This window comes from Alteromonas sp. BZK5 (assembly GCF_014349115.1).
GTDB lineage: Bacteria > Pseudomonadota > Gammaproteobacteria > Enterobacterales > Alteromonadaceae > Alteromonas > Alteromonas macleodii.
The window spans coordinates 1-12,377 of sequence record NZ_JACSOE010000003.1 but is presented as its reverse complement, the minus strand read 5'-3'; the positions used below and the strand labels follow the sequence as shown (position 1 = coordinate 12,377).

General features: G+C 44.5%; 10 protein-coding genes. 2 read left to right on the top strand and 8 right to left on the bottom strand.

The window, feature by feature from the left end; genetic code table 11:
• Window positions 1-34: 34 nt before the first annotated feature.
• The 8 genes from BIZ39_RS01600 to lptD form a co-directional block, all read right to left on the bottom strand.
• The gene (locus BIZ39_RS01600; RefSeq protein ID WP_014975692.1) at window positions 35-616 is read right to left on the bottom strand and encodes an SOUL family heme-binding protein; all 582 of its coding nucleotides are present in this window, start codon (window positions 614-616) and stop codon (window positions 35-37) included.
• Window positions 617-843: 227 nt separating this feature from the next.
• Window positions 844-2,868 (bottom strand): methyl-accepting chemotaxis protein, encoded by a 2,025-nt coding sequence (locus BIZ39_RS01595; protein WP_014948305.1) that lies wholly within the window; start codon window positions 2,866-2,868, stop codon window positions 844-846.
• A 282-nt stretch (window positions 2,869-3,150) separates the two neighbouring features.
• On the bottom strand, window positions 3,151-3,978 hold the full coding sequence (locus BIZ39_RS01590; protein WP_156085947.1) for a symmetrical bis(5'-nucleosyl)-tetraphosphatase: 828 nt from the start codon (window positions 3,976-3,978) through the stop codon (window positions 3,151-3,153).
• Window positions 3,979-3,985: 7 nt separating this feature from the next.
• Window positions 3,986-4,360 carry a Co2+/Mg2+ efflux protein ApaG gene (gene apaG / locus BIZ39_RS01585; protein ID WP_014948307.1) on the bottom strand — a complete coding sequence of 125 codons (375 nt, stop codon included), beginning with the start codon at window positions 4,358-4,360 and terminating at the stop codon, window positions 3,986-3,988.
• 7 nt (window positions 4,361-4,367) lie between these two features.
• A complete protein-coding gene (gene rsmA / locus BIZ39_RS01580; RefSeq protein WP_187446183.1) occupies window positions 4,368-5,195 on the bottom strand; it encodes a 16S rRNA (adenine(1518)-N(6)/adenine(1519)-N(6))-dimethyltransferase RsmA in 828 nt (275 codons plus the stop codon).
• Window positions 5,192-6,178, bottom strand: coding sequence for a 4-hydroxythreonine-4-phosphate dehydrogenase PdxA (pdxA, locus tag BIZ39_RS01575; protein WP_187446182.1), 987 nt, complete (start codon window positions 6,176-6,178; stop codon window positions 5,192-5,194). Before pdxA ends, rsmA begins: the two co-directional genes overlap by 4 nt.
• A gap of 13 nt (window positions 6,179-6,191) precedes the next feature.
• Window positions 6,192-7,505, bottom strand: coding sequence for a peptidylprolyl isomerase SurA (gene surA, locus BIZ39_RS01570; protein ID WP_258312597.1), 1,314 nt, complete (start codon window positions 7,503-7,505; stop codon window positions 6,192-6,194).
• Window positions 7,506-7,533: 28 nt separating this feature from the next.
• Window positions 7,534-9,786, bottom strand: coding sequence for an LPS assembly protein LptD (gene lptD / locus BIZ39_RS01565; protein WP_187446181.1), 2,253 nt, complete (start codon window positions 9,784-9,786; stop codon window positions 7,534-7,536).
• 409 nt (window positions 9,787-10,195) lie between these two features.
• Between lptD and djlA the strand changes: the two genes are divergently transcribed.
• Both djlA and xerD read left to right on the top strand, forming a co-directional pair.
• Entirely contained in the window at window positions 10,196-11,056 is an 861-nt protein-coding gene (gene djlA / locus BIZ39_RS01560; RefSeq protein WP_014948312.1) for a co-chaperone DjlA, read from the top strand.
• Window positions 11,057-11,983 carry a site-specific tyrosine recombinase XerD gene (xerD, locus tag BIZ39_RS01555; protein ID WP_061094239.1) on the top strand — a complete coding sequence of 309 codons (927 nt, stop codon included), beginning with the start codon at window positions 11,057-11,059 and terminating at the stop codon, window positions 11,981-11,983.
• The last annotated feature ends 394 nt before the right edge of the window (window positions 11,984-12,377 follow it).

Genomic DNA, 12,377 nt, shown 5'->3' with positions numbered 1-12,377 from the left:
CGGTCGCCTTAAAGGCGGCCGTTTTTATTTCACATCAGTTTGTAGATGATTTCAAAATGTCGACCGGTACAATGATTTCGTGACGTTTATTCCACGGTAGGGTGAAAGGCGAGTCGTAGCCCATATAGCTAGGTTCACCATCAAGCTCAATATTATTGTCCCTAAGGGCTTTAAGCAGTTTATTGGTATACTGCTTCTTATCGCTGTCCTTGTTAAAACCTGAATAACGAATAGCGGCTACCGTTCTCGCTGGTACAGTAACCAGCGATACATCTTTGTGCGTAGGCACAGGAGCGCTTTTAATGTCATATTTGCTGGGTAAGAAAAACATCATTGTTTCTGAAGATGAGACTTCGACAGGAGAGGTCATTGCAATTTCTTGAGAGCGCTTTCCAACTTCTACGGGGGACGTCATTGACACATTGCTACTGGATGTATTCTCACCAGAGATATAATTAAAGAGTAGCTGAAATGCTCCGTTATCTTCATTTCCACTGGACATTACGCCTAACGCTTCATTGTAATGCCTCACTTCAATATCTTCATCAAGGGTCTCGATAATGGAATAGGGAAGGGTTTCTGTATCTTTGTAATATGATGGCTCAGCCTGGATCATTGTTGACACCAATAAAGTAGTAATGAAAAGAGGCAAGCGAAAACGGGAAAATATCATTCTTTTTTAGTGGTTTGTTACGAATAGTCCTTATACGAATTAAAGCCGATTAATGCTCAGTTAAACGGTTCTAAAGTAACTATCTATGCATTCCTAAAGTGTGCCAGATTAATTGTTAGACACAAAAAAGGGGCTAAAAGCCCCTTCTTAAAACAGGTTTGTAAAAAGCGTTACACTTTAAACTGTCTGATAGACTGTTGTAACTCTTCAGCAAGTCGAGCCACTTCATGGCTAGACTCAGACGTTTGCTGTGCTCCAGCTGTCGTCTCTTCAGCGATACCCACAATAGTTTCAAGCTTTTCGCTGATCTCTTGTGATACCGTATTCTGTTCACGGGCAGACTGCTCAATTTGAGAGCTCACGTCATGGGCTTTGTGAACGGCGTCTGAGATGATATCCAATGCCTGTGTAGCCTTTTCAGTTTGTGCCACACACGCCGCAGTTTGCTCTTTACCTTGATTCATCACCGATACCGCTTTTTCAGCACCCGCTTGAAGCACTTCAATCATAGCGTTGATTTCTTGTGTCGATTCTTGAGTTCGGCTGGCAAGGGTTCTCACTTCATCAGCAACAACCGCAAAGCCTCGACCTTGTTCACCGGCACGCGCTGCCTCAATAGCAGCATTCAAGGCGAGCAGGTTGGTTTGATCTGCAACACCACGGATAACGTCTAAGATGCCACCAATGCTTGCGCTGTCTTGATGAAGCTTATTGATAACGTCTGCCGCTTCTTGAACGTCACGAGATAAGATCTCAATGGTGTTCTTATTCTCTAGTGAGATTTGGCGCACGTTCTCAGCCTCAGCATCCGCATGGCGAATTTGACTTAGTGTATCTTCAGCGTTTTGCACAACCAGCTGCGACGTAGAGTGCATTTCTGTGGTTGCTGTTGCTACTTGGCCAATTTGTGATTTCTGATCCTGAATTGAATGCGTCGTTTGCGCCGTCACTGCAGACGTTTGTTCTGAGGCGGCTGCCAGCTGTTCAGCACGAACGTTAATGGCTGTAATGAGCTCCTTCAGGTTTCCAATTAGCGTATTGCAGTTTCGGGCTAAAAGACCAAATTCGTCTTGCGCCGAATCGTCTAGACGGTGAGTAAGGTCACCCGATGAAGCCACCGTCAGAAGTTCATTTACACGATAAAGCGGACGTGTGATTGCGCGAACGGTCACGTAGCCAATAAATGCTGCTACTGCAATCGAGATAATAACAACCACAATAACGAACGTGTTGCCCGTCGCAATGGCGCCGTTAACCTGACTTTCTACATGTGACGCTTTCTTGTCTGCAAGATTGAGCAGGTTCTCTAGAGCGACAACCGCTTGCGCGATATTTGAGTCTGAAGCGTTAAGCGCTTTTTCAGCATCATTTCTGCGCTCTAGACGATCAACATGAAGCTGAACCACGCCATCGTTAGCTTTAATCGCGTTGATTGCGTTGTTAACCAAGTCGTTAATATCATCAAGAGTACCAGAATCATCGCGGCCGCCCGCAGTTTGCATCATGTCGCTTAATTGCGTGACCACTTTCTCGACAACCAAATCAACTTCGTTGCCTAGCGTCTGTGAACGAACCAGTGTCTCTGTTTTAATGTACTCGTATGAAACCGTTAGCAAAGAAAGCAGCGACGTCTCAAGTTGACTGCCGATTTCTGCCGCACGTCGTAGGTTAGGGTCGCGCTGAACAGCATCTAAGTCTGAGAAGTCTAGAAGGTAGGTAGATGCATCGTCTGCGTTGTCTTCAGCGTCACCCAGTCTGTCTTGAATAGTGTTGCGTATATCAAGGTACATTTGGTGATTTTTGTACATCGCTTCAACATTGGTGATATATGCTTCATATGACTCACGTACAGTATTCAGCGTGCTCTTTAGTTCAGGCTCGTTATTAACGGCCTGTGCCAGTTTCTTATATTCACTCTCAAAGGTGTCTTTGGCAGAGTTAAAAGACGCTCGTTTGTCTTTTAAGCCATTTAGATCTTCTTCGATGTAGCTCTCGAAGGTAAGTCGGCCCATATTGAGAAAGCTGGCTTTAAGTGCATTGCTGCCTGCTACTGTGGGTAATGCAACGTCATTTACTTCTTCCGTTGCTGAGCCTATTGAGTTGAGGTTATAAAGTGAAACAACACTAATGACGATCAGAAGTGCGCTAATCGCTACAAATCCCCCGATTACGCGTGTGGCTACCGTTATTTTCATCGGAACTCCTGGATGAGTGTTTTTTATTTTTATCCCTAACGATATTACCCATCTCAGCAAACAAAATATAGCGATTAAAGAAGCTAGTTTGCTTAATTACTGAGTAGATAATGAGACATTATCGTTACTATCGTAAGTAAGTGTATCGGCTACAATAACTTAATGTTTATTTTATTTAGCACTTAAGTGTAGAAAGTTTAACTGGTAATACCAGTTGATGCGTAAAATTATACACGTAAATATGTGCGAATTGGATAATTGCGGAGCCAGTAAACTCTGGTTTTAGGCAGAAACACTAACAAGCGAAGCGGAGTTCAGGTTTAGCAAAGTCATGCTTTGCCCCCAAACATAGCCTGTATCTAAGCCGATAAATTGATGACTGTTTGTTTGGCCCGACAGAGCTGCCCAATGCCCAAATACCACTCGTTGATCGTCACCGAGCTTTTTATTCTCTACTTCAAACCATGGTTTTAACGTGCTACTAGTGCTGTGGGATACTGCGCTGGGATGAGATTTGTTATCAAAATCGAGTGTGCCATCGGTATGAACAAAACGCATGCGCGTACACGCATTCACAATAAAACGCAGTCGCTCATCACCCTTAAGTTTATCTGACCAGTTGTTGGGTTTATTACCATACATTTCTGAAAGAAAAGCAGCGTAATTGTCGGATTTTAGGATGTTGCTAACTTCGTCACTAAGTGAAACGCACTCATCGATAGACCATTTAGGATAGAGTCCAGCATGCACCATTACTGATTGCTCATCTAACTTCATTGCCAACGGGAACTGACGCAACCAGTCAATAAGTTCGGCCAAGTCTGAAGCATTAAGTAGAGGCTCTAATTTGTCGGATTTTTTTGCTTTGCGGATGCCGTTTACAACGGCAAGTAAGTGAAGGTCGTGGTTTCCTAAAACACTGCTAAACTGGCTGCCGAGAGACTTTAAAAAGCGCAATGTGCTCAAAGAATCTTCTCCTCGAGCAACTAAATCACCTACTGCGAGTAGCGTATCGTTTTCTTCGTCGAATTTTACTTTATCTAACGCGCGACGAAGACCATCGTAACAGCCTTGTATATCACCAATGACGTACGTGTTACCTTGCGACATAGAAACCTTAATGAAGAATACTTGGAATGGCTAATCGGAAAACGTCGATAGGAACGCGAAAACGCTCGCCGCTCTCTAATTCCATTACATAGTAGCCTTCCATATTCCCAACCGGTGTGTCAATGACAGCGCCACTGGTATAGTCAAAATGCTCGCCCGCTTTCATGATAGGTTGCTTGCCTACAACCCCATCACCTTCAACTTCTGATGTTTTGCCATTTGCATCGGTAATTTTCCAGTAGCGACTGAGTAATTGCACCGTATGGTCGCTATTGTTCTCAATCGTAATGTGGTACGCGAAGGCAAATTGCTTTGAATCTGACGGAAGGTGGTCGGGAAGGTGACGGGTTTTCACCCGCACCTTAATATCAAGTACATCCATAGAGAACTTACTGCTCTTGTTGGTGCTCTTTTGCCGACACAGCGTTTGCTATTGTGGCAAAATCGTTAAGTGATAATACTTCTGCGCGAGAGGTAGGATCGATACCTAGCTCACGGATCTCCTCTTCACTTAAACTGTCTTTCAGCGAGTTGCGAATGGTTTTTCGGCGCTGGTTGAACGCTTGCGCACAGACGCGCTCAAGCGTATTTACAGACTCAACGTCTACTGGCGGAGCCTGATGCGGCACTAGCTTCACTACTGCAGAATCAACCTTCGGGGGTGGCTTAAAGGCACCCGGCGGAACATTGAGTACCGGAATGACGTGGCAGTAATACTGCGCCATAACGGAAAGCCTGCCGTAATTCTTAGAACCTGGTCCTGCTGCCAAGCGGTTTACCACTTCTTTTTGAAGCATAAAATGCATATCTTCTATGCAGTGAGCATGATCAAAAAGGTGAAACATTAGTGGTGTCGAAATGTTGTAGGGCAAGTTACCAAATACGCGAAGCTTTTTGTCTTTGACTGGCATTTCTTTAGAAAGGGCGCCAAAGTCCATGGTCATTGCATCTTGTTCAATAACCGTTAGCTTATTGCCGTTAAATGGATGGTGTCTCAATCGCTTAGCAAGATCTCTGTCTAGCTCAATGACTGTGAGTGCATCTACTTCTTCACAAACAGGATCTGTTAATGCGCCTAAACCGGGTCCAATTTCTACCAGGTTTTGTTCATTTTTTGGCGCGATAGCCGCAACAATCTTGCCTATCACGTAATCATCGTGAAGGAAGTTTTGTCCGAATCGCTTTCTGGCCGTATGGCCTAAGTGTTTTTTACTCATTGTTGATGATGTGCAAGCTCGATGGCTTTTTCCAATGCTTTTCTGAAACTACCGGCGTCGGCTTCACCTGTTCCTGCTAAGTCTAATGCAGTACCGTGATCTACCGATGTACGAACGAAAGGTAACCCTAGCGTGATATTCACTGAAGCCCCAAAACCCTTATATTTTAGCACGGGTAAGCCTTGGTCGTGATACATAGCCAGCACTACGTCAGCATTTTCCAGATATTTGGGTTGAAATATGGTGTCTGCAGGTAGAGGGCCTGTGATCTTTAAGCCTTCTTCTCTTAGTTCGTTAAGCGCCGGAATGATGGTATGAATTTCTTCAGTGCCAATGTGACCATCTTCACCCGCGTGAGGGTTCAAGCCACACACATAAATGTGAGGTTCTTTAACGCCAAACTTCAATTTAAGGTCGGTGTTGATGATATGAATGACCTTATGAAGACGCTCTCGGGTGATAGCTTTCGCTACATACTCAAGGGGAATATGCGTGGTGGCAAGCGCTACATTAAGACCTTCAGTTGCCAGAAGCATAACCACATCAATGGTATTGGACTGATACGCAAAAAACTCAGTATGACCGCTGAATGATACCCCTGCTTTGTTGATAATGCCTTTGTGTACGGGGCCGGTAACGACGGCGTCGAAGTCGCCATCCATATTTGCCTGACACGCCTGGCGCAGAGTTTCTACTACGTATAACCCGTTTTCGCTATCAAGCTCGCCTGGCATAACGTCAACGGATTTATCTATTTGCTTTATAAACAACGAACCCGCATCTTGAATTTGCGGGTTAGTGGCATCGTAATCGATTAGCGTTAATGGCAGCCCCAAGGCGCTTGCTCGTGCTTTGAGCATTTCGCCATCGGCAAACACGACAAGCTGCGCTTGCCATGCTTCCTGGGCCAGTTTTATGATCAAATCTGGCCCGATACCTGCCGGTTCTCCCGGCGTTATTGCTATTTTAATTGGTGTACTCATGAATAACTTATTGTTACGAGTCGACAACTTCTACGTAAGCGGCATCACGCATCTCACGTAACCAGTTCTCGGTTTCCTCTGAAAATTTACGGTTGAAGATAAGCTGGTAAGCTTTATCTTCTTTGCGCTTATCGGTAGCGTCATCAATACGACGTTCAATAAGCTGAATTAAATGCCAGCCGTGCACGGTACGAACAGGTTCACTAAATTCTCCAGGCTCAAGCTGTGCAAGTGCGTCTTTAAACTCAGGCACGTAATTATTTGGATCCGACCAGCCAAGCTCGCCACCGCGAAGGGCTGAACCAGGATCTTCTGAATGCTCTTTAGCTAGCTCTGCAAAATCAGCTTCACCATTTTTCACCTCTTCCTTGAAGCGGTTTAGCATGGCTTTAGCTTTGTCTTCGCTAAGAATGATTGACGGCTTAACAAGAATGTGGCGAGAGTTTACTTCTTCCACCGTGACTTTCTCAATACCGCGCGTATCTAATACTTTTAGGATATGAAAGCCTGCACCGCTTCGAATAGGTCCAACAAGAGCATCTTTGTCTTTGTTTTGAATAGCTTCAGCAAAAAGCGTCGGCATGGCGTTAATGTTAAGCCAGCCCATGTCACCGCCTTCGAGCGCTTCGTTACCTGATGATGACGCAATGGCGATTTTAGCAAAATCAGAGCCTGACTCTAATAGTGAAATGACTTTGTCTGCACGCTCACGTGCCGATTGAATATCTTCATCTGTAGGCTCCGGCGGGAAACCAATAAGAATGTGACCTAAGCGATATTCAGCTTGAGTAGCGCCTTGCTGTTCCATCAGGTCAATCAAGGTTTCAATTTCTTGAGGTGTAATATAAACACGGCGACGTACGTTAGCACGGCGAACTTCACCCATGATAACTTCTTCGCGAATGTCTTCGCGGTAATCATCGTATGCAATACCTTCTGCCGCTAATTGGGCACGAAGTTCTTCAATCGTTGCATTTTGGTTCGCTGCAATGTTGCTAATGGTTTGCTCTAGCTGTGGGTCGCTAATGCGAATACCCATACGCTCTGCCATTTGAAGCTGAAGGCTCTTAGTGATTAAACGCTCAATTGCCTGTGTACGAAGCGCACGATCTGACGGTAGCTGTTGATTATTAGCTTCTGCGTTGCGTTTAACGTCTTGTACAAGGGCATCAATTTCGCTTTCAAGCACAACACCTTGGTCAACAATTACGGCCACGCGGTCAAGCATGACCTCTTGCGCAACACTGTTAAACGAGAGTAGGGCACCTAACATCAATGCACGGATAATGAACTTCATACACACTCTTTTATTATTGGTTGATTGCATTTAAGCGCAGTAAGCGCTCAACTGCGGGTTAATTTAAACTATAAGGCTGACGATAGCCAAACATACCGTCTTGAAGCATGCTTCTTTGGGTACCAGATGACCCGATGCCTTTGAAAATAAATTGTAGCGATATTCCAGAATCAAAATCGTCTGTTGTCTGTTCGCCGCTAGCATTGTAACGGTTGTTCAGGCTGCGCTGCGCAACTAATCGCACCGCCCAACAGCATGATTCATACTGGATACCTGCATAGGTTTCTACACTTCTATTGCGTTCAAGATCTCGGTAAGTACGGCCAACCCACTGCCAATTTTCAGAAATAGGCCAGCTTGCCGAAATACCAATTTGATCTATGGTTTCACCACTGAGATCGCGAACATAGCGATGACTTAATTGAATAAAGCGCGAATCATCTTTGCGGTATTCAATACCCACGCTGCTTAAGTCAACTTTGTCTGTGTCAGTGGTCACTTGCACATCAGAATGGAAGAACCAGTTTTTATTAAAGCGCCAATCCACTTCAGCGGCGAGCGCTGAACGATCTTGATTCTTGGTTGCCGCAATGACTTTGTTATCTTCAAGGTAGAATATCTGACCCACACTAAGAACAAATTGTTCCCGATTGTTTTTATCCAACATGCGTGTGGTCGCGCCAAGGGTGATTTGGTTGTTATCGCTTATCCTATCAAGGCCAGTAAATTCCTGACCTCTAAACAACCCTTCAACGTCGGTTAACAGCGGCGTTGAGTCATAGAATCCAATCGCAGTTTGGTCTTCATACGATGTATAAAGATATTGAATCTTTGGCTCTAAAGTCATCGACATATCGTCGCTGAACCACGATTTATCCCTTTCAAAGTATAATGCGCCATAAAGGCGAGCTTGTCCTAATGTGCGTTCAACATCTTCTTTTAAGTCAGTTCCTTCAACATTGTCTTGTTGATAAACCGTTTGAAAAAGCGTGGTTTCTGCGACAAGTTCACCCCATGCTGCGCGAAGCGGCACCGCTAAAGTAGGTGCAACGTGAAAACGAGTAGCCGTTGGAGCGGTATCGAGAGTATTGTCAAAGTGTGCGACTTCTGAGTCTAGGTTGAACTCTAAATATTCACCTATCGCTTTGTTGTAGTTGACTTTTATCTCGGGTACGGCGCGATAGCTATCTGCAGTATTACCCAGTACTTCAAAATCTTTTATCTGCATATTTACGGATAGATTCTGCGAGTAGTAACTTAATCCAACGCTACGATATAGGTGGGTGTCAGCGCGACCATAATAATCTGAACCAAGATCTACTAAATAGTTGTCGTCACTTAATCCGTTGAAATCAACGTTTAGTAGCCAGTTGTCAGCTATAAGCCCTTGATGTTCCAAGCGATAAAAATATCGGTCAGGGTTCCCACTAATATCTGAGTCGCTCGGCAAGTACTCCACGTATGCTTTGCCTTGGCTACGCTCCGTTAGATAACGGAACTCAGTATTCAGCTGAAGACCGCGAAGAGTCATCAATCGCGGTGAGATAGTCATGTCATAGTTGGGGGCAATATTCCAGTAAAAGGGCTGCGTATAGTCGACGCCCGTTCTGCTTGAACTGGTTAACTCTGGAAACAATAGGCCCGTTTGGCGCTCGTTGCTAACAGGGAACGCAAAATACGGTAAATAAAACACTGGAACATCGGCAATGTAGAAGCGTGTGTGTTTGGCTTGGCCCCATACGGTCCCTTTTTCCAAACTAATTTCACTGGCGCGTATTAACCAGTCTTCATCGCCTTCAGGACACGTAGTGAAGCTAACTTCTTTGAGCACAATTCCCGTATCTGTATCTAATACAATATCTTTTGCGGCTCCCTGACCCACAAAACCCGTCAACTGATAGCGGGTATTTTGCATTTCTAAGCGCTCTTCTTCAGAGCGAAGGGTCACAGCATCACTTTCTACTTTTAACTGCGAGTCTTGATACGTTACGTCGCCTTTCGCAATAAGGTCTCTGCCACTTCCGTTAATCTGTGCTTGAGATGCACTAATTACCGCAGTATCTGACGTGATATCAACATTACCAGAAAACAGCGCTACGGTATCTTGGATAATTTCAGTACGGTTAGCTTCAACTTTAACGTGGCCTTTGGGCATTAATGCCTGGCTACTGAAAGTAACAGGTTCGACTGAGCAGAATGCAAGAGGGGCTGCATCTGACGTTGGTTTAGAATTTGAAGCTGTCGTTTCCTGTGCAAACGCGACTGTAGGCAAAAGAGTCGCGGAAACAAGCATGGCGCAGGTGTTTTTCATGCGTTAATGGGCGGCCTGTTTTGTTGTATGTTGCTTTTAAACCCAAGTAAGACGACGTCCGTCTCGGTTAGTTCGACATAACGTTTAAAAAAACAGTGATAATGCACATTACTTCTTGGCAAAGAGTTAATGTAGCTTTCACTCGCTATTACTATTCATATAAGCGCTCAATTCTAAGCACTTCTGTCGTAATTACCAACCATTCAGACAAAAAAATGCACTTTTATATGCACAACACATCAAAGACGGAGGCAATTAGTGGCAGTAAGCTTGATTTCAAGCTGCACAAGCCCTAGTTAATTAACTTATGTATTTGATATGATGATTAATGGTATAACGCCTCTGCACGGCGTGATTTCACTACAGTAACATCAACTTTCTAAACAGTGCACCAACGGAGTATGACGCGATGTCAATTTGGGGAAAAATCCTCGGCGCCTTGTTCGGCTTTATGTTTCTTAAAATACCTGGGGCGATCTTAGGGCTGTTAGTCGGGCACTTTTTTGATAAAGCCTATCGCCAAGACTTCAATCAGCTAGGTGGCTTTGGGCGCTTTTTTACCGATCAGGACAATCTGAAGCAGCAAGCTATTTTCTTTCATAGTTTGTTTAGTGCGTTAGGCCATCTTGCTAAGTCTGACGGCAAAGTAACGGACAGAGAAATTCAAATCGCCACAGCATTAATGGACGAGATGCGTTTAACTGGGGATGCCCGTCGTGAAGCTCAGGATGCATTTAGAGAAGGCAAAGCGCGAGACTTTCCTTTAGTCGATACGTTGAAAGGTTTTTACGACGCCAGCCACGGTAGACGGGATATTCTTCAAGTATTCTTAGAGATTCTTATTCAAGCCGCTTTCGCCGACGGTCAGCTTTCACAGGAAGAATACAACGTACTTGAAAAAGTAGCGAAGCCACTAGGCTTTAGGCGTCGTGATTTAGATTATCTAATTTCAATGTATGAAGCTGAAATACGCTTTAGGCAGCGGTCTAACTCTGGCTCAGGACAACGCACTCATTCAGGTCAACGTCAGCACAGCCAATCAGCCTATTCAGAACAGCAAAGTTTAGATGATGCCTATCACATATTAGGTGTGGCGGCATCCGACGATGAAAAGACAATAAAGCGTGCCTACAGGAAGCGCATGTCTGAGCATCACCCCGATAAGCTGGTGTCTAAAGGGCTACCTGAACAGGCAATGGAAATTGCGAAAAAGAAAGCGCAAGATATTCAATCAGCCTACGAGCTGATTAAGCAAAAGCGTGGCTTTTAGATGGCAAAAACTCAACGTGAGTTAACTTATGTGCCTGCAGCGAGTCAGGCGCATATCGATGGTTTTATCGAGATGCTTTGGCTTGAGAAAGGACTGTCTGATCATACTCAGCAGAGCTATCGCACCGACCTTACTAAGCTTGCTATCTTCAGCAACAATCAAGGCGTAAAAGATATCGCTGTGCTGACCACTGAGCAGCTTCAGGATTATTTAGCCTATCGACACGACAAGGGGCTGTCCACACGCAGCACCCAACGTGCGCTTAGCGCTATCCGGGCGTTTTTCGTATTCCTAATTAGTAAGCAGGTACGTGTAGACAGCCCAGTTTCAGCGCTGTCTAATCCGAAAACACCCAAAGCTTTGCCTTCTTCACTCAGTGAGCAACAAGTTGAAGATTTGCTAAATGCCCCCCTTACCGACGACCCTATTGAATGTCGGGACAAGAGCATGCTTGAAGTGCTTTACGCGACCGGCCTTCGTGTAAGTGAGCTTATTGGGTTAACAATGGATCAAATAAGCCTTCAGCAAGGCGTAGTTAGGGTTGTGGGTAAAGGGAATAAAGAGCGCTTAGTGCCCCTTGGTGAAGATGCAATAGAATGGCTACTGACCTATATTAAAACAGCAAGACCGATACTCGCCAGTAAAGCTTCTGATATGGTTTTTCTAAGCAAGCGTGGACAGAAAATGACGCGCCAAACATTTTGGCATCGCATTAAATACTATGCGGTGAAAGCGGGAATTGAGCAGCACCTTTCTCCCCACACGTTGCGTCATGCCTTTGCGACACACCTTTTGAATCACGGTGCTGATTTGCGTGTTGTACAAATGCTGTTGGGGCACAGCGATTTGTCAACGACTCAAATATACACCCATGTAGCAACAGAGCGACTTCAAACTTTAATCCACAGTCATCACCCACGTGGCTAAATATTCAAATAAAGAATGCTATAAATTGGGGGCTGTATACGACGAGGCTCAGTGACGACGTATATAAAATAAAAAGGTCTATGGTAGGATACGAGCCATGCAAAACGTTTAGAACATACATTTTCCGTTAGTGCTGTAACGCGAGTGAGTTTAAATGTTGACGTTAAATGTACTGAGGTTAAAAGAAAATTAGCGTTTAACGTGCAATTTTTTGCTAAGTTTTACGGTCTGAACGTTATGAATGTAAAAATTTTTAGCAATTGCTTTAAATGGAAAGATACCGATTCAAGCAGTTGCATGTTAAGCCAGTAAGTACAAGCGAACTTAAATGGCAAAATGGAGAGTATTTAGTGAAAGCAGTAAAGAAAGTATTGTTAGCCAGTGTAGTTGCGGC